The 17,682-nt window shown below is 66.0% G+C and carries 11 protein-coding genes; 6 read left to right on the plus strand and 5 right to left on the minus strand.

Annotated elements, in window-relative coordinates; translation table 11 throughout:
- Positions 1–18 precede the first annotated feature (18 nt).
- On the plus strand, positions 19–1,230 hold the full coding sequence (gene gspF / locus RP6297_RS14255; RefSeq protein ID WP_009239670.1) for a type II secretion system inner membrane protein GspF: 1,212 nt from the start codon (positions 19–21) through the stop codon (positions 1,228–1,230).
- 116 nt (positions 1,231–1,346) lie between these two features.
- Here gspF and RP6297_RS14260 read toward each other — a convergent pair whose 3' ends face one another.
- Positions 1,347–2,030 (minus strand): pyridoxamine 5'-phosphate oxidase family protein, encoded by a 684-nt coding sequence (locus RP6297_RS14260; RefSeq protein WP_009239669.1) that lies wholly within the window; start codon positions 2,028–2,030, stop codon positions 1,347–1,349.
- Positions 2,031–2,122: 92 nt separating this feature from the next.
- On the opposite strand from RP6297_RS14260, the gene pdxR reads away from it, so the two are divergent.
- On the plus strand, positions 2,123–3,592 hold the full coding sequence (pdxR, locus tag RP6297_RS14265) for a MocR-like pyridoxine biosynthesis transcription factor PdxR (protein ID WP_009239668.1): 1,470 nt from the start codon (positions 2,123–2,125) through the stop codon (positions 3,590–3,592).
- Positions 3,593–3,873: 281 nt separating this feature from the next.
- On the plus strand, positions 3,874–7,434 hold the full coding sequence (locus tag RP6297_RS14270; RefSeq protein ID WP_009239667.1) for an indolepyruvate ferredoxin oxidoreductase family protein: 3,561 nt from the start codon (positions 3,874–3,876) through the stop codon (positions 7,432–7,434).
- A 77-nt stretch (positions 7,435–7,511) separates the two neighbouring features.
- Here the strand turns inward: RP6297_RS14270 and sbcB are convergent, their stop codons facing one another.
- On the minus strand, positions 7,512–8,951 hold the full coding sequence (gene sbcB, locus RP6297_RS14275; protein WP_009239666.1) for an exodeoxyribonuclease I: 1,440 nt from the start codon (positions 8,949–8,951) through the stop codon (positions 7,512–7,514).
- Between the two features lie 142 nt (positions 8,952–9,093).
- On the opposite strand from sbcB, the gene RP6297_RS14280 reads away from it, so the two are divergent.
- Positions 9,094–10,089 carry a 2-hydroxyacid dehydrogenase gene (locus tag RP6297_RS14280; RefSeq protein WP_009239665.1) on the plus strand — a complete coding sequence of 332 codons (996 nt, stop codon included), beginning with the start codon at positions 9,094–9,096 and terminating at the stop codon, positions 10,087–10,089.
- 9 nt (positions 10,090–10,098) lie between these two features.
- On the opposite strand, the gene RP6297_RS14285 is transcribed toward RP6297_RS14280, so the two are convergent.
- The gene (locus RP6297_RS14285) at positions 10,099–10,728 is read right to left on the minus strand and encodes an HD domain-containing protein (protein ID WP_009239664.1); all 630 of its coding nucleotides are present in this window, start codon (positions 10,726–10,728) and stop codon (positions 10,099–10,101) included.
- A 127-nt stretch (positions 10,729–10,855) separates the two neighbouring features.
- Here RP6297_RS14285 and RP6297_RS14290 point away from each other — a divergent pair, with 127 nt between their 5' ends.
- A complete protein-coding gene (locus RP6297_RS14290) occupies positions 10,856–11,587 on the plus strand; it encodes a Crp/Fnr family transcriptional regulator (protein WP_009277248.1) in 732 nt (243 codons plus the stop codon).
- A gap of 229 nt (positions 11,588–11,816) precedes the next feature.
- Positions 11,817–12,629, plus strand: a complete 813-nt coding sequence (locus tag RP6297_RS14295) for a ferritin-like domain-containing protein (RefSeq protein ID WP_009239662.1) — start codon at positions 11,817–11,819, stop codon at positions 12,627–12,629.
- A gap of 81 nt (positions 12,630–12,710) precedes the next feature.
- Here the strand turns inward: RP6297_RS14295 and RP6297_RS14300 are convergent, their stop codons facing one another.
- Complete coding sequence (locus RP6297_RS14300; RefSeq protein WP_009239661.1) at positions 12,711–14,699, minus strand: methyl-accepting chemotaxis protein; 1,989 nt, start codon at positions 14,697–14,699, stop codon at positions 12,711–12,713.
- 120 nt (positions 14,700–14,819) lie between these two features.
- Positions 14,820–17,579 carry a polysaccharide deacetylase family protein gene (locus RP6297_RS14305; protein WP_009239660.1) on the minus strand — a complete coding sequence of 920 codons (2,760 nt, stop codon included), beginning with the start codon at positions 17,577–17,579 and terminating at the stop codon, positions 14,820–14,822.
- Positions 17,580–17,682 lie beyond the last annotated feature (103 nt).

The following is a 17,682-nucleotide window of genomic DNA, read 5'->3' on the forward strand; positions in this document are numbered from 1 at the left end:
CGATTACACGAATAGCGCATGCCAGCCTTCCGTTACGAAGCCGCCGACGCCGCCGGCAAGACCGACAAGGGCGTCATCGAAGCCGACAGCGCCCGCCAGGCGCGCACGCTGCTGAGGGCACGCGGGCTGACACCGCTGCTGGTCGACGCGCTGGGTGCGCAGGCCACCAAGCGCGGCGGGTCGAGCTTCGGCAAGCGGCTCTCGGCGCAGGAAAACGCACTCGTCACGCGCCAGCTCGCCAGTCTGCTGGTGGCGGGCCTGCCGCTCGATGAAGCGCTGGCCGCGCTGGCCGATCAGGCCGAACGCGCGTACGTCGGCGAACTGCTCGCGGCCATCCGCGCCGAGGTAGTGGGCGGCAGCTCGCTGTCGGTGGCGCTGGCGCAGCATCCGAAAGATTTTCCTGACATCTACCGCGCCCTCGTTTCAGCGGGCGAACACTCCGGCAACCTCGGCCTCGTCCTTTCACGCCTGGCCGACTACATCGAGAGCCGCAACGCGCTCACATCGAAGATCAAGCTGGCCTTCACGTACCCCGCCATCGTCACGGTGGTGGCGTTTGCGATCGTGATCTTCCTGCTGTCGTACGTGGTGCCGCAGGTGGTCAGCGTATTTGCCAACACCAAGCAGAAGCTGCCGACGCTTACGATCATCATGCTGTGGCTGTCGGACTTTGTGCGGAACTGGGGGTGGCTCGCAGCGATCGTGCTGGTGGCGATCGGCTTGCTGATCCGCAATCTGCTCAAGCAGCCGGCGCTGCGGTTGTCGTGGCACAAGTGGCTGCTGACAGCGCCGCTGTTCGGCAAGCTCGTTCGCGGCTACAACACCGCGCGGTTTGCGAGCACGCTGGCGATTCTGACCAGTGCCGGTGTGCCGATTTTGCGTGGGTTGCAGGCAGCAGGTGAAACGCTGAACAACGTTGCGCTCAAGACCAACGTCGAGGATGCATCCACGCGCGTGCGGGAAGGAACTTCGCTGGCGCGGGCGTTGGCAGCGCAGAATCAGTTTCCGCCTGTGCTGGTTCATTTGATCCGCTCGGGTGAAGCGACGGGGAATCTGCCTGCGATGTTGGAGCGGGCTGCGCAGGGCGAGGCGCAGGAGCTTGAGCGCCGGACGTTGTTTCTCACGGGCTTGCTGGAGCCGGCGCTGATTTTGACGATGGGTGTGGTGGTGTTGTTGATTGTGTTGGCGGTGTTGATGCCGATTATTGAGATTAATCAGTTGGTGCACTGAGGGGTTTTGTTTTTTGGGCTTTGGTGCATCCCTTGTTTCATCCCCTGCCGGGGCTGAAACAAGGGATGCACCACCAAGACCAAACCAAAACCAATCAACCTCCACCCCCGCAGCCATCACAACATCACCACATCCCCCACCGGCACCCGCGCACTATCCCTCCACTCCCGCACATAGTCAGGCGTCCCCGCAGGCGCAGCCTGCACCACCGGCGGCAACGGCAACAGCGCCATCGGCAGCACCCCAGCCCACACAGGCAACTCAAGGTCTTCAGCATCATCCTTCGGCCCGCCCGTGCGCACTTTGCACGCCGCCTCATCCAGCGGAATCCGCAGCACGGTCGTGGCGGCCAGTTCCTTGGCATTGCCGGGCCGTGCCTGCTGCGAACGGCCAGGCGCGAGTACTTCCATGAACGTATCGAGCACCGCAGGCTTCTGCGCATCCGGCACGATTTCGAACGCGCCATAGATAACGGCCGACCGATAGTTGATCGAATGGTTGAACGCCGAGCGCGCCAGCACCAGGCCATCGAGGTGCGTGACGGTCACGCAGACCTGCGCGCCGCTACCTGCCAACCTGAGCATGCGGCTGCCGTTGGAACCGTGGATGTAGAGGTGATCCCCCTCGCGCCAGCACGCGGTGGGGATGCAATGCACGCCATGCTCGTCGGCGAAGGCGATGTGGCAGACGTAGGCCTCGTCAAGGATGGCATGCAGCGTGGTGCGGTCGTAGTGGCCGCGGTGCGCGACGCGGCGCACGCGGGTCCGTGCGGTGGGCGATGTGGGCTCTGTGGTGGACATGTGGGGCTCCGAATCGTCAATGGATAGGCCGACGGTAAGAAAACCGTGGCACCATGGGTAGACCCACAAGAGCCAGAATTCCTGGAGCCACGATGGATTACGGGGTCCTGCTGTCGAACTACGAACGCACATCGATGCACGGCGAAGGCGGAACGCGCACTTCGCAGCAGCAACGGCTGTATGCGTGCCTGCGTACCGCCATCCTGAGCGGACAGATCGAGGAAGGTACGCGCCTGGCGCCATCGCGCACGCTGGCCGAAGAGCTGGGCATTGCGCGCAACTCAGTGCTCTACGCCTACGAGCAACTCGCCTCGGAGGGCTTCGTGCTCAGCCGACGGCAAGGCACGGTGGTGGCGCGCGTTGGCCTGCAGCAGACGCCCACGCCAGCGCCCGAAGCCGCGCCCGAGCTCTCGCGCCGAGTGAAAGACCTCGAACGCCCGCGCGGCGGCATGGACGACCTGCTGCCCTTCCTGCCCGGTACGCCCGCGCTGGATGTGTTCCCGCTCGCGCAATGGCGCCGCTGCATGGAGCGCGGGTGGCGCCGCATCGGTCCGGGGCAGATGGGCTACGGCCCGGTCGAAGGCAACGTGGCGCTGCGGCAAGCCGTGGCGGAATACCTGCGCGTTTCGCGCGGCGTGCGCTGCGACGCGACGCAGGTTTTCATCACCGATGGCACGCAGAACAGCCTCGACATGTGCGCGCGCACGCTGGCCGATGCAGGCGACACCGCGTGGATCGAAAACCCCGGTTATTACGGCGCCCGCGCCGCCTTGCAGGCCGCAGACATGCGATTGATGCCGATCAGCGTCGATGTGGACGGTCTCGCCCCGCGCGAAGAAGACTGGCGCGACACGCCGCCCCGGCTCATCTACATCACGCCGTCGCACCAATATCCGCTCGGCGCGGTGATGAGCCTGGAGCGCCGTCTCTCGCTCATTCAGCACGCACGCGCAGTTGGCGCATGGATCATCGAAGACGACTACGACAGCGAGTTCCGCCACACGGGTGCGCCGCTATCCGCCGTGCAGGGCCTGACTGAGAATGCGCCGGTCATCTATCTCGGCACGTTCAGCAAGATGCTGTTCCCGGCACTGCGCCTCGGCTATATGGTGGTGCCGCCTGCGCTTGTGCCCGCGCTGAAGAAGACGGCCGGTGCGCTGATGCTGCGCGGGCGCGTGGCTGAGCAGCTGGCGCTGGCCGAGTTCATCGAGGCAGGACATTTCACGCGGCACCTTAGGCGCATGCGTCGCCTCTATGGCGAGCGCCGCGATGCGCTGCAGGCCGCGATCGAGCGCCACCTTGATGGCATCGTCACCGTATCGGGCGGCGCGGGGGGCATGCATCTTTCCGCCCGGCTCGACGCCCCGGTGCCCGACACCGAAGTCAGCCGCGCCGCCCGTGCGCACGGAATGGTGTTGCGGCCGCTGTCGCGCTTCTGCCTGCCGGGCACGCTGACGGCGCAATACAACGGCCTTGTGCTCGGTTACGGCAACGTGCCGGCCGAAGCGATGGACGGATTGGTGAAGCGCATGCGGGACGTCATCGAAAGCGTGGGCGGCTGACCCGCCAGTGCAGCCGTGCGCTGCATGGCCTTGCCGCAAACGTTGCATGCACCGCACAACCGGTGCGACCCCGTCCCCCGACGACGTGCACACGTGCATCAGGCACCACAACCAAGGGAAAACCCGCCCCCATTCTTGCTGCGTTGCACGGTGTTCCGAATGTCACGCGATGCTACGATGCCTCGACCTATGGCTGTCTGCCAGTTTCCACAAGAAGCGGCGCAGGCGGCACCAAAAGAGACCTGCTGTCGGTGATCCCGGCACACCCACACGGAGCACGCATGAATGCCCCTCTGAACGACGCGCTACGCCGCGCGCTCGAAACTGTTTCCCTGGACGACAAGTACACGCTCGAGCGTGGCCGCATCTACATCAGCGGCACGCAGGCACTGGTGCGTCTGCCGATGCTGCAGCAGGAGCGCGACCGCGCCGCCGGGCTAAATACGGCAGGCTTCATCTCCGGCTACCGCGGCTCGCCGCTGGGGGCCCTGGACCAGGCCCTGTGGAAGGCCAAGAAGCATCTGGCCGGGCACAACATCGTCTTCCAGGCGGGGCTCAACGAAGACCTGGCCGCCACGGCGGTCTGGGGCTCGCAGCAGGTCAATCTGTATCCGAGCGCCAAGTTCAGCGGCGTGTTCGGCATGTGGTACGGCAAGGGGCCGGGCGTGGACCGCACGATCGACGTGTTCAAGCACGCCAACTCGGCGGGCTCGTCCGCGCATGGCGGCGTGCTGGTACTGGCAGGCGATGACCACGCCGCCAAGTCGTCCACGCTGGCGCACCAGTCCGAGCACGTCTTCAAGGCGGCCGGCATTCCGGTGCTGTATCCGTCGAACGTGCAGGAATATCTCGACTACGGCCTGCACGGCTGGGCGATGAGCCGCTACTCCGGCCTGTGGGTGTCGATGAAGTGCGTGACGGACGTGGTGGAATCGTCGGCTTCGGTCGACGTCGATCCGCACCGCGCGCAGATCATCCTGCCCGAAGATTTCGTCATGCCGCAGGGCGGCCTGAACATCCGCTGGCCCGATCCGCCGCTGGTGCAGGAAGCGCGGCTGCTCGACTACAAGTGGTACGCCGGTCTCTCGTACGTGCGCGCCAACAAGCTGGACCGCGTGGTGCTCGATTCGCCGCAGGCACGCTTCGGCATCATGACCGCCGGCAAGGCGTATCTGGACGTGCGCCAGGCGCTGGTCGATCTCGGCCTGGATGAGGAAACCTGCCGCCGCATCGGCATCCGCCTGTACAAGGTCGGCTGCGTGTGGCCGCTGGAAGCGCACGGCGCGCGTGCCTTTGCCGAAGGGCTGCAAGAGATCCTGGTGGTGGAAGAGAAGCGCCAGATCCTGGAATACCAACTCAAGGAAGAGCTGTACAACTACCGCGACGACGTGCGTCCGCGCGTGTACGGCAAGTTTGACGAGCGCGACAACGCCGGCGGCGAATGGTCCGTGCCGATGGCCAACTGGCTGCTGCCGGCGCATTACGAGCTGTCGCCTGCGCTGATCGCCCGCGCCATCGCCACGCGCCTGGAAAAGTTCGAGCTGCCGTCGGACGTGCGCGCACGCATCGCGTCGCGCATCGCCATCATCGACGCCAAAGAGAAGGCGCTCGCCAAGCCGCGCGTTACCGCCGAGCGCAAGCCGTGGTTCTGCTCGGGCTGCCCGCACAACACGTCGACCAACGTGCCGGAAGGCTCGCGCGCGCTGGCCGGCATCGGCTGCCACTACATGACCGTGTGGATGGATCGCCGCACCGACACCTTCAGCCAGATGGGCGGCGAAGGCGTGGCGTGGATCGGTCAGATGCCGTTTTCGGGCGACCAGCACGTGTTCGCCAACCTCGGCGACGGAACGTATTACCACTCGGGCCTGCTGGCGATTCGCGCGTCGATTGCAGCCAAGGTGAACATCACCTATAAGATCCTCTACAACGACGCCGTGGCCATGACGGGCGGCCAGCCGGTCGACGGCCCGCTCTCCGTGCCGCAGATTGCCGCACAGGTGCATGCCGAAGGGACGTCGCGCATCGTCATCGTCACGGACGAGCCCGAGAAGTACAACGCCGCCATCAAGCTGCCCGAAGGTGTGACGGTGCATCACCGCGATCGCCTCGATGCCATCCAGCGCGAGCTGCGCGAAGTGCAAGGCACCAGCGTGCTGATCTACGACCAGACCTGCGCGACGGAAAAGCGCCGCCGCCGCAAGCGCGGCACGATGGTTGATCCGGCCCGCCGCGCGTTCATCAACGACGCCGTGTGCGAAGGCTGCGGCGATTGCTCGGTCAAGTCGAACTGCCTGTCGGTCGAGCCGCTGGAAACGGAGCTGGGCACGAAGCGCAAGATCAACCAGTCGTCCTGCAACAAGGATTTCTCGTGCGTGAACGGCTTCTGCCCGAGCTTCGTGACGGCAGAAGGTGCGCAGGTGCGCAAGCCGGAGTCGCACGGCGTTTCGATGGAAGGCTTGCCGCTGCTGCCGCATCCTGAGCTGCCCGCCATCCAGCGCGCGTACGGCGTGCTGGTGACCGGCGTGGGCGGCACGGGCGTGGTGACGATCGGGGGCCTGCTCGGCATGGCCGCGCACATCGAAGGCAAGGGCGTGACGGTGCTCGACATGGCGGGCCTGGCGCAGAAAGGTGGCGCCGTGCTCTCGCACGTGCAGATCGGCGAGCGCCCCGATTCGATCCACGCCACGCGCATCGCCATGGGCGAGGCGGACCTCGTGATCGGCTGCGACGCCATTGTCTCGGCGTCGGACGAAGTGCTGTCGAAGGTGCAGCACGGCCAGACGCGCGCCATCATCAACAGCACCGCATCGCCCACGGCCGACTTCATCAAGAACCCGAACTGGCGCTTCCCGGGCAGCTCGACCGAAGCGGACATCCGTGCGGCCATCGGCGATGCCTGCGCGTTTGAAGACGCCAGCACGCTGGCCGTGCGCCTGCTGGGCGACGCCATCTACACCAACCCCCTGGTGCTGGGTTTTGCGTGGCAAAAAGGCTGGGTTCCGCTGACACACGACGCGCTCGTCCGCGCGATCGAACTGAACGGCGTGGCCGTCGAGAAAAACAAGACCGCGTTCGAATGGGGCCGTCACCTTGCTCAGGACCGCGACGCGGTGCTCAAGCTCGCTGGCGATGCGCCCCGTGCCAAGGCCGACGTCGTCGCCCTGCCCTCGCTGGACACGCTGATCGCCCGCCGCGTCGATCTGCTGACCGCCTACCAGAACGCCGCGTATGCCGCCGAATTCCGCGCTGTGGTCGAACGGGTGCGCGCGGCGGAAGCAGCCGTGGTCGGTGCAGGCCAGCCGCTGGCGCTGACGGAAGCCGTGGTGCGCAATCTGTCGAAGCTGATGGCTTACAAGGACGAATACGAAGTCGCCCGCCTGTACACCGATCCGGCGTTCCTCGACAAGCTGCGCGCCCAGTTCGAAGGCGAACCGGGGCGCGACTACCAGCTCAACTTCTGGCTCGCCCCGCCCATGATGGCCAAGCGTGACGAGAAGGGGCACCTGGTCAAGCAACGCTTCGGTCCGAACACGATGCGCATCTTCAAGGTGCTCGCCAAGCTCAAGGGCCTGCGCGGCACGGCGTTCGACATCTTCGGCAAGACCGAAGAACGCCGCACCGAGCGCGCGCTGATCGGCGAATACCGCGCGCTGGTCGATGAACTGGCGAAAGGCCTGACGGCGCAAAAGCTGGCGCAAGCCGTGGAACTGGCTCGCCTGCCGGAGGACATCCGCGGCTTCGGCCATGTGAAGGAGGCCAACCTCGCGGCGGCGCGCATCCGCTGGAACAAGCTGATGGCCCAGTGGCGCGATCCGGCTGCGGCACAGCAGGCGGCCTGATCAGCGCCAAGCGTTCGGCATCGCCAATAAAAAACGGAGGCTTCGGCCTCCGTTTTTCTTTGTGCGCCCCCGCTACGTCAGCCCGGCACGATCTGCTGCGCGTAGTCGTACAGATCCTGCAGGATGGTTTGCGCGCGCGTGTCGCCGTTCTCCTCGGCTTCCGCGCCCAATTGCTGAAGCCGCTCGCCGAAGGTCTCAAAGGTCATGTAGCCGTCACGGCCTTCGAACAACCGCTCGGCGCGAAGCTGTTCCCACAGTTCGTATTCCTCTTCGTTCAACGTATCGGGAAAGTTGCGTGCGCGATAGCGGAACAGCAGCTCCGGCAGGCGCGCATCGGCAAATTCCGCATGCAGGCGCGCGAGTTGTTCGCCGCTGAGCGTGCGCAGCTCATTGAGCAGGCGGCGATCCTCGTTGCCGACGAATCCGCCGTAGAGGTTCTGGTCGACGTCTTCAATCGCCTCCAGTTCGCGGGCGTACACCTGACGCCAGGTTTCGCGCATGTCGGGCGCGCCCTGGGCGATGGCGGCGTGGCGTTCGATCGTGGCAAAGTCGATGCCCCAGCGTTCTGCCTGCGCGGGCTGCAGCGTCTTCATGTTGCTGATGACGATGGGCGACTTGTTGATGTGGATCGACTTGATCGGCAGTCGCGTGGTGCCTTCGGCCAGATCGGCCGTGCGCGTGAACATGCGCTCGCGAATCGTGGCGACGTCCATGTCGAACAGCTCGGACGGGTCGAACGCCAAGTCCCACACGATCAGTTCGTTCTTGTTGGTGGGGTGACCGCCCAGCGGCCACACCACGGCCATGCAGCCACGCTCCACGCCGTACATCCCGGAGATGTGCAGCAACGGCCGCGGCGCATCGCCAATCTCCGCCACCACGCGGTCTTTCTTGCGCAGCGCCAGGCAGAAATCGAACAGGCGCGGCTGCGCGTTGCGAATCAGACGCGCCAGCGCGATCGTCGCACGCACGTCGGACACCGCATCGTGCGCGGCCTCGTGCACCAGGCCGTTGGCCTTGGACAGATGCTCCAGCTTGAAGCTGGGCCTGCCGTCTTCGTGGGTGGGCCATTGAATGCCCTCCGGGCGCAGGGCCCACGTGGTGCGCACCACGTCGAGCAGATCCCAGCGCCCACATTCGTTCTGCCACTCGCGTGCATACGGGTCGATCAGGTTGCGCCAGAACAGGTGGCGCGTCACCTCATCGTCGAAGCGGATGGTGTTGTAGCCGACGCCGATGGTGCCGGGCGTGCCGAGTTCGCGCTCGATAGCCTGGGCGAAACGGTATTCCGGAATGCCTTGCCGGGCGCATTGCTGCGGCGTGATGCCGGTGATGAGGCACGACACCGGATCGGGCAGCCAGTCGTTGGAAGGCTGGCAGAACAGTTCGACCGGCTCGCCGATCTCGTTCAGCTCGGCATCGGTGCGGATGCCGGCAAACTGCGCGGGGCGATCACGGCGCGGCACGGCACCGAACGTTTCGTAGTCGTGCCAGAGAAAGGTGGGAGTGACAGGCAAGGCAGCGGCTCGCTGGAAAACACTGAAGATGCCGGCATGCTAACAGCCTGCCGCCAGCGCCGCGCAAACGCGGGATGGTGCCAGAGTAAGCTAATGCCGTTGCCCACCTTCCCTGACGCGCCGACGCGCCCGAGCCGCCACCATGCGCATTCTTTTTTTCAGCAGCCACCGTTACGACGAAGACAGCTTCCGCGCCTCACTTGCACGCGGCGGCTACAGCTTCGACCTCGTCTTCCAGCGCGCGCACCTTGAAGCGCAGACGGCGTCCCTCGCGTCCGGCTTTGAAGTGGTATGTCCGTTCGTGAATGATTGCCTCGATGCGGAAGTGCTGGAGGCGTTGGCTGCAGGCGGCACGCGCCTGATCGCGCTGCGCTCGGCCGGTTTCAACCACGTCGATCTGCCGGCCGCACAACGCCTGGGGCTGACGGTGGTGCGCGTGCCGGCGTATTCGCCCCACGCGGTGGCCGAGCATGCGGTCGGCATGATCCTCACGCTCAACCGGCGGCTGCACCGCGCCTGCAATCGCACGCGCGAAGGCGATTTTTCACTGGATGGTTTGCTGGGCTTCGACCTGGCAGGCAAGACCGTCGGTGTCGTCGGCACGGGGCAGATCGGCCAGGTGTTCGCCCGGATCATGGCGGGCTTTGGCTGCCAGTTGCTGGCATTCGATCCGTTTCCGCAGGCTTCGCTGGCGGCGCTGGGCGCGCGCTACGTGCCGCTGCCGGAATTGCTGGCGCAAGCCGATATCGTCAGCCTGCACTGCCCGCTCAACGCTGACACGCACCATCTGATCGACGCCAGCGCGCTCGCCAGCATGAAGCCGGGCGCGATGCTCATCAACACGAGCCGCGGCGGCCTGGTCGACAGCCCCGCGCTGATCGACGCCCTCAAGACCGGCCAGCTCGGCCACCTCGGGCTGGATGTCTACGAAGAAGAGGCCGATCTGTTCTTCGAAGACCGCTCGGCCGACGTGCTGCAGGACGACGTGCTGGCGCGCCTGCTGAGCTTTCCCAACGTCATCGTGACCGCGCATCAGGCGTTCTTCACGCGCGAGGCGCTGGCGGGCATTGCCGACACCACGCTCGCCAACGTGGCGGCGTGGGCGGCAGGCGCACCCGTCAATGTGGTGCCGGCTTAGGCCGGCCGATCAAGCTGCCGCGGCTTTTGGCTGCGACAGTTCGCTTTCGCCTTCCTTCACGTAGATGGAGTTGCGCGGCTTGGCCAGCACGCGTCGCACCATCGGCTCGAAGAACGAGAGCGGCAGGTTGTCGTAGTCGGGCATGAAGGCCGCGGCGTCGTACTTGGCGCAGAACTCGGCCGTGCGCTCGAACAGCTCAGGCTGGCTGCGGTACTGCTCGCGCAGGTTGCGGTCGAGCCCCAGGTGGTGGAAGAAGTAGTAGCCCTGGAAGATGCCGTGTTTCTCGACCATCCACAGGTTCTCGGGGCTCACGAACGGCTTGAGGATCGCCGCGGCGATGTCCGGGTGGTTGAAGCTGCCCAGCGTGTCGCCAATGTCGTGCAGCAGCGCGCAGACCACGTATTCCTCGTCGCGGCCATCGCGGTGGGCGAGGGTCGCGGTTTGCAGCGAGTGCGCGAGACGGTCGATCGGGAAGCCGCCGCAATCGCCGTCGAGCAGCTTCAGGTGCGCGAGCACGCGGTCGGGCAAGGCGCGGGCAAACGGCATGAATTCCGCCGAGATGGCGGCCCAGTCCTCGCGCGTGCCGTGCTCCATGTGGGAAAACGTTGCACGCGGGGCGGTATGTTGTGGATCGGTCATTGGGGTGTCTCCTTCGTCGCCGGAATGGTCGCGTCGGTGCCGCGTCGTAGTTCTTGAATGGCTGGATGCGCGGCTAGCGGACCATTCTCTGCCCGGCGCTTGCGTGCAGACTGTCAAGCGTTTGACAATGATCGGACTGCCCTCGCCGCATCCTGCCGCCATGCCCGCAGACGCCTCCCATACCGCCCCTGCTCCCACGCCCTCGCAACTCGCCCAGGGCTGGCTGCGCGACGCCCCCGCCGACCTGCTGGCCGAGATCGCGCCCAGCGCACGCCTGATCACCTACCCCGACGGCGAATGCATCCATCCGCACGGCGGCCCGGCGCAGGGCATGTTCCTGATCCTGCGCGGCCGCGTGCGCATCAGCCGGACGACGGACGGCGGCAGCGAACTGGTCTACGGCATGTTGCGCGCGGGTGAATGGTTTGGCGAGATCGCGCTCATCGACGGCGGCGGCCGCACGCACAGCGCCCACGCGCAGGGGCCGACCACGCTCATCCTGCTGGGCAGCGCGGCGTTTGCGCGGGTGGTGTCGGCCTACCCGGCCGGCATGTGGGCGCTGATGCAGCAACTCTGCCAGCGCATCCGCCTGATCTTCGACGAGTTCGAACACGCCAGCGAAATGCCCGCCGATGCGCGCCTCGCCCAACGTCTGCTGCAGCTCGCCCGCGCGGGCGACGGCCGCATCGTGGCGGCCAGCAATGAAGAGCTGGGCCGCATGCTGGCCCGCTCGCGGCAGACGATTTCCAAATACCTGCAGGCCTGGCAGCGCGCAGGTTGGATCCGCTGCCATTACCGGACGGTCGAAATCGTCGACGCGGCAGCTTTGCGGATGCTGATGGACGCGCACGCTTCCTGAGCGTGCCTAACGCTGCGTCGCGTCCCGAGATGACGCAATTGTCATGACGCCTTCGCCACTTTGTGGACAGAAGATTGCTTTTCGGAACCTTTGCAAGCGCACATCTGTCTTGAAACATGGGACGTGATGTTTCATTCTCATAGGATGACGGCCCGCTTTTTGCGAGATCGCCGACGGAGGAAACGCCTTGTCACAGGTTCATCTGGAAACGTCATCTGCGAGCGAGCGCATGCCGTGGTCGATCCAAGAGATCGGCTACGACAGCATCGACGTTGCCCGCGTGCGAGAAAACCGCACGCTGTTCTACCTGGTTACGAGTGCCTCGTTTGTCGAGAGCGGCTCGGATCTCTACGCCGGCAACCTCGCTCAGTACTACGCCGATCGCCCCGAAACCGCACACTGGCTGACCCATCATTGGGAACGCGAAGAGCTGCAGCACGGCCGCGCCTTGCGCCGCTACGTTGAAGCGGTGTGGCCCGAGTTCGACTGGGAGCGCGGCTACGCCCGCTTCTTCGAGGAATACTCGGTCACCTGTTCCGTCGACCAGTTCGAGCCCACGCAGGCGTTGGAAATGGTCGCGCGCTGCGTTGTCGAAATGGGCACGGCAACCTTCTATCGCGCCATCGCACAGGCGGCGGCCGACGCCGATGAACCCGTGCTGCGCGACCTCGCCAGCCGCATCTCGGCCGATGAAGTCCGGCATTACAAACACTTCCTGCGATTCTTCAACGAGTGCAACGCAAGCGAGGGGGTGGGCCGCGCGCGCGTGCTCAGGGCGCTCGCCTCGCGCCTGCGTGAAATCAAGAATGAAGATTCGATGATCGCGCTGCGCAATGTGCTGCGCATCGAGCGCGGCCAGGAAGATGTGCCTGACGCCGATGTGCGCGCCCTGAACTCGCGCGTCAGCGCGCTGGTGCGCTCCTATCTGCCGCTCGACATGGCCGCCAAGATGCTGCTCAAGCCGCTGCACCTGCGCCCGGGGTTCGAGCGCTCGATCCGCCCCCCCCTGGTGGCCGTGGTGCGGCGCGTGATGCTGCACTAAGCTGCAGCGCGCGGCGGATACGCCAACGAAACACCCGGGCTTAAGCCCGGGTGTTTTTTATCCAGCCAACCACGCGCCGCTTCAGGCGAGCCGGAACACGTCCACCGCGCCGCGCAGTTCCTGGGCTTGCTGGCGCAGGCTTTCGGCCGCAGCAGCCGCTTCCTCGACCAGCGCGGCGTTCTGCTGCGTCACCTCGTCCATCGACGTGACCGCGCGGTTGACCTCTTCGATGCCTTGCGACTGCTCGCGCGACGCGTGGCTGATCTCGCCCATCAGGCCGGCGATGCGCTCCACGCGCGTCACGATGTCCTGCATGGCGTCACCGGCGCCGCGGGCGGCTTCGTTGCCGGCCTGTACTTCTTCGACCGAGCGACTGATCAGTTCCTTGATCTCCTTGGCGGCGGCTGCACTGCGCTGGGCGAGGCTGCGCACCTCGCCGGCGACGACAGCGAAGCCGCGGCCCTGTTCGCCTGCGCGGGCGGCTTCCACGGCGGCGTTGAGCGCCAAGATGTTCGTCTGGAACGCGATGCCGTCGATGATGCCGGTGATGTCGGCAATCTTCTGCGCCGTGGCATGGATGCCCGACATGGTGCCGACCAGCCGCTCCACGGTCTGCCCGCCGGCATTGGCCGCCTCGCTGGCGGATTGCACCATGTCGTGCGCATGGTGGGCACTCTCGGCGTTTTGGCGCACGGTGGCGGCCAGTTGCTCGATGCTGGATGCGGTGCGCTCGAGGTTGCCGGCCTGCGCTTCGGTGCGTGCGGAAAGATCGGCGTTGCCGGCGGCGATCTGGCCGGTGCTCGACGCGATGGTGGAGGCACTGGCGCGCACCTTGTCGACGATGCCCGAAAGGCCGTCGCCGACGCCGTTGACAGCACGCATGACCTGGCCGATTTCATCGCTGCGCGTGGTGGGCAGGCGGTGCGTGAGATCGCCCGCAGCCACACGCTGCGCGACGTTCACCACCTCGGCCAGCGGCGTGCTCACGGTACGGCGCAGCATCCAGTACAGGCCGCCGGCCAGCAGTGCGCCGAGTGCCAGACCCAACAGCAGAAAGCGGTTGCGGGCAGCCACCAGATCGGCGTCCAGTTCATCCACATAGGCCGTACCGGCAATCACCAGTTGCCAATCCGGGTATTGGGTGAAGACGGTCAGCCGCTCGCGCGCGGTGCCAGCTTCCGTGTCGGCCAGTGTGTGGCGCAACGTGCCGTCCTTGCGCGCGATCATCTCGCGCACCCAGGTCTGGCCGGCCGCGTCCTTGGCGTCGAGCAGGTTCTTGCCCTCCCGGTCTTGCGCATGGTCGATCAGCACCTTGCCCTGGTCTGCGCCGGGCTTGCCGTCGATGACGAAATAGCCGCCCGTCTTGCCGATGCCGTGCGAGCGGATCTTGTCCTTGAGCAGCGCCAGTTCCGAGCGCACGTCCACACCTACGTAGAGCGCGCCGATGACCTTGCCCGACGCATCGCGCACGGGCTCGTACTTGCTCATGTAGGGCACGCCAAACAGCCACGCCAAGCCGCGGAACGGCTCGCCGGCCATCAGCGCTTTGTAGCTCGGGTGCGCGCGGTCGAGCAGCGTGCCGATCGCGCGTTCGGCGTTTTCCTTCTTGAGCGAAGTGGTCACGCGCACGAAATCGTCGCCGGCCCGGGCAAACACGGTGGCGATCGTGCCGCCGGTGCGCGCGAAGAACTGGTCCGGCACGGTGAAGTTGAGGTTCAGCACCGTGTCACCGCTCTTGAACGTGGGCGTCGGCTTGCCGGCCACTTCAACGGTCTGCGCCGGATCTACGCTGTACGGCCCGGGCGCGGCGTCGGCAAAAGCGGTCAGGAAGCGGTCGGCCTCGGTGCGCATGGTGCCGTCGAACAGGCCGATCATGTCGCGCATGGCGGCCTCCTGGTTATGCATGGCCGATTGTGTACTGGCCTCCAGCATGCGCAGGCTCGATTGCGAGTTCGCCAGGGCAAACATGCCGAACACGAGCACCAGGGCGATCAGGCCAATCACGGCCAGCCTGGTACCGAGGCTTGTTGGAGGTTGTGAAACCGCAAAAAGGGGCGCAGACGCTCTCATGCTTTTTTCCTGGGGGTCGTCAGTCAAGTTAACAACGGATCAACCCAGAAAAGCTTGAGCGCAAACGTTTTACAGCTCCTTATGTCTGGCAGGCCAGACAGGGTTCCGCAATCTCGGACGTCATCTGTCGCAGGTCAGCTCGACGTGCTGAGGCGTGAGCCTGGCGGGGTTGCCCGCCCCCAGTTCGATGCGCCAGTCAGCCCCGTGCGAGGCGGCCACGTCACGGCCGTCCACGGTCGCCCGGCAACGGGTTGCATTGGCAAAGCGGATGAACGGTCGCGTATAGCCGGCAACATCGACCGACAGCGAGCGGCCATCCGCACTGCGCCGCCAGTTCGACAGGCGGCCGCTGGCATCGCGCACGTAAGGCAGCGTCGGCCCATCGTTGTCCAGCGCAAAGCGTGCCGAGCCGCTGGTCAGATGGATATAGGAACCACCCGGACCCGCCGTGTAGCCCGCCACGTCGCGTGCATCGGCAAGACGCGGCACGCCGGGTCCGGACCAGCGCACGGTGCGCAGGTCGCCATTGCCGCGCACGACCCAGGCATCGCCGTCACGCGCCACGGCCAGGGTGCGGAAGTCGAGCACCTTGCGGATGTAGTCCGACGCGTAGACCGGCATGACCGGCTGCGCGACCGCCCAGTCATACACCTGCCGCAGAGCCGTAACCGAGGCCAGCTTGGTGCCCGAATACATGTGGTAATAGATGCCGATCGGCTTGAAGCGGTAAGGCTTTTCGGTCAGCTCGAACGTCTCGATGGCCCGCGAGAAACCGTAATACGGGCCGTGCCAGAGGTTGGTGTAGATGTTCTCGTTCTGGTCGGGCGCGAATACCTGGAAGAGGCCATCGCCTTTGTCCACGCCCAGCGGCGCCACGGCGGTCCAGCTCGGGTTGGAGCGCGTGATGTAGGTGTCGCCGCCGTTCATGTTCAGGACACCGGCCTCGACGGTCTTTTGCACGGCAATCGGCGGCACCTGGCCGTTGCCGCTCCACAGCAGCACCTTTACCTGCTTGCCTGGCGGGGCGAGCTTGGTGTTGATGTAGTGGATGGAACCCGCGATCTCGCGATCGAAGCTGAAGCGGTAATTGGGAATGTTCAACGAGAAGGCGGTGTCGGTGCCTTCGGCCGTGGCGGCGGAGGCCGGATCGGGCGGGTTGGTGGTGCGCAGCCAGTTGAACGGGTGCGAGAACGTATGGCTGGCCAGCTCCACGTAGGGCTGCGCAAAGAGGGTGCGCGCGATCGGCTCGAGCTGCGGCGTGAGCTTCGGGTACACGCCGTCGGCCGCCACCTCGCCCTCGATGATCGACACGGTGGTCGGCACCTTGTAGCGGTCCAGGATCTCGCGCAGCAATGCCTGGCCGGAAAACTCGCTCGGTGGAAACTCAGTGCGGGAGGCGAAGCCGTCGCCATCGATGTGCACGGTCATCAGCCGGCGGCCGTTTTCCGTCGTGGTGTCAGGCACCGGCATGGCGGGCAGTTGCAGCGCGCGGCGCAGAAAATCGAGCGGCTGGATCACCCAGCGCGCCTGGTCGACATCGGGCATGCGGAAGACGCCAAACGGCTGCAGCACATAACCGCCCCACGGCATGATGGCCGCCGCATCGTAGGCGTAACTGCCGGCGGAGAGCCGCAGCAGCGACTGCGCCCCCGCGACGCTGGGGTCGACCTTCACCCCCACGGCCATGCGCCGGTCGGGATGAGGCTGCAACTCGAAGCCCACCATGGGATCGCGCAAAACGATGTCAAGCGGCCCCGCCGGCGTGCCGGGCACGGTCTGTAGATCCAGCATCCGCGCCGTGGTGGCATCCATGTTCAGCCCGAACTGGTTGAACATCGCCACGCGAACACCGGCGCCCATCGTGCGCCTGAGCCACGATGACCACGTGCCCGGTCGCGATGCGTTGCCGTCGAACCAGGTGACGACGCCGGCATAGCGGTCGGGCGTGACGGTCGGCAACGGCTTGTTGGCGTCGGCAAATTCGGTGCGATAGCCGAGATAGTTGATGGGCATGGCCAGATAGAGCACCGATGGCGCGGTGTTGCGGCTGGTGCCGGGCTCCTGGGGTTCGACCAGCAGGACACGGCGCGGCATCACTTCCAGCCGGCCGATGCCGATGAAGTCGGCGCCGGGCGTGGTGGCGTAGCTGGTAACGCCTGCAGCGCGCGCCACATTGGCGGTCTCACGCAGACAGGTACGGTTGTAGTTGGGGCAGTAATCGAGTGCGACGGCGGGTATGCGGTACTGCGCACCGATCTTGCGCAGCGTGGCAACGCGTGCGGCGCGGTCGGCATCGGTCACCTCTTGCAAGCCTTCCCCGCCGGTGCGCTCGCGCACCAGCCCGGCCGTCACCACGCCGGACAACTGCGGTGCGAGCGTCTCAAGCCACGCCGTGCCGCCGGCCAGCAGCCTGGTCTGCGGTGCACGTGCATGCAACGCCTGGACCAGTGCCGCAACGGCATTGGCGGCATCGGGCGCGCCGCGCTGGAGCGCGTCCAGCCCATCCAGCAGGAAGCCCGCGTAGCCCTGCGCGAGCAGCGGCGCAAAGACCTGGTCGATCACGTTGGCAGGCCAGGCGCTTGTGCGCATTGCGTCGGTCTGCTGCGTCAGGTCGACGCGAGCGAACCAGAGCGTGGGCGATGGCTGCTTCGGATCGAAGCTGCCGGCCGTGGCCGGCTCCAGCACGACCCAGTCGAAGGCTTGCAGTTCAGCGACGGGGACATCGCGGCCGTAGTAGAAGGCGATCTGCGGCTCTGCCGAAGCGGACGTCGTCGGCTGCTGTGCACGAACGGTCGCAACGCCGAGCGCCAACGCCACGACACCCAGCCACACCGGCCACCGCCACGATAACTTGCTGCCCTTTGCCTGCCTGTCCTGCATCCCGGTCCTCGAAAAGTCTGTCCGACATGCATTGTGCCGGGCGGCCATCCGATTGCAATGTTTGTGGGCCGGGGCGTGCCCGGCGCGATGCCCCTTGGGGGCA

This window comes from Ralstonia pickettii, from assembly GCF_016466415.2.
GTDB classification, from domain to species: domain Bacteria; phylum Pseudomonadota; class Gammaproteobacteria; order Burkholderiales; family Burkholderiaceae; genus Ralstonia; species Ralstonia pickettii.

Coding starts and splice junctions, on each gene's coding strand:
- gspF (WP_009239670.1), top strand. CDS start 19: ATGCCAGCCTTCCGTTACGAAGCCGCCGACGCCGCCGGCAAGACCGAC.
- RP6297_RS14260 (WP_009239669.1), bottom strand. CDS start 2,030: ATGTCCACCACAGAGCCCACATCGCCCACCGCACGGACCCGCGTGCGC.
- pdxR (WP_009239668.1), top strand. CDS start 2,123: ATGGATTACGGGGTCCTGCTGTCGAACTACGAACGCACATCGATGCAC.
- RP6297_RS14270 (WP_009239667.1), top strand. CDS start 3,874: ATGAATGCCCCTCTGAACGACGCGCTACGCCGCGCGCTCGAAACTGTT.
- RP6297_RS14280 (WP_009239665.1), top strand. CDS start 9,094: ATGCGCATTCTTTTTTTCAGCAGCCACCGTTACGACGAAGACAGCTTC.
- RP6297_RS14285 (WP_009239664.1), bottom strand. CDS start 10,728: ATGACCGATCCACAACATACCGCCCCGCGTGCAACGTTTTCCCACATG.
- RP6297_RS14290 (WP_009277248.1), top strand. CDS start 10,856: ATGATCGGACTGCCCTCGCCGCATCCTGCCGCCATGCCCGCAGACGCC.
- RP6297_RS14295 (WP_009239662.1), top strand. CDS start 11,817: ATGCCGTGGTCGATCCAAGAGATCGGCTACGACAGCATCGACGTTGCC.
- RP6297_RS14300 (WP_009239661.1), bottom strand. CDS start 14,699: ATGAGAGCGTCTGCGCCCCTTTTTGCGGTTTCACAACCTCCAACAAGC.
- RP6297_RS14305 (WP_009239660.1), bottom strand. CDS start 17,579: ATGCAGGACAGGCAGGCAAAGGGCAGCAAGTTATCGTGGCGGTGGCCG.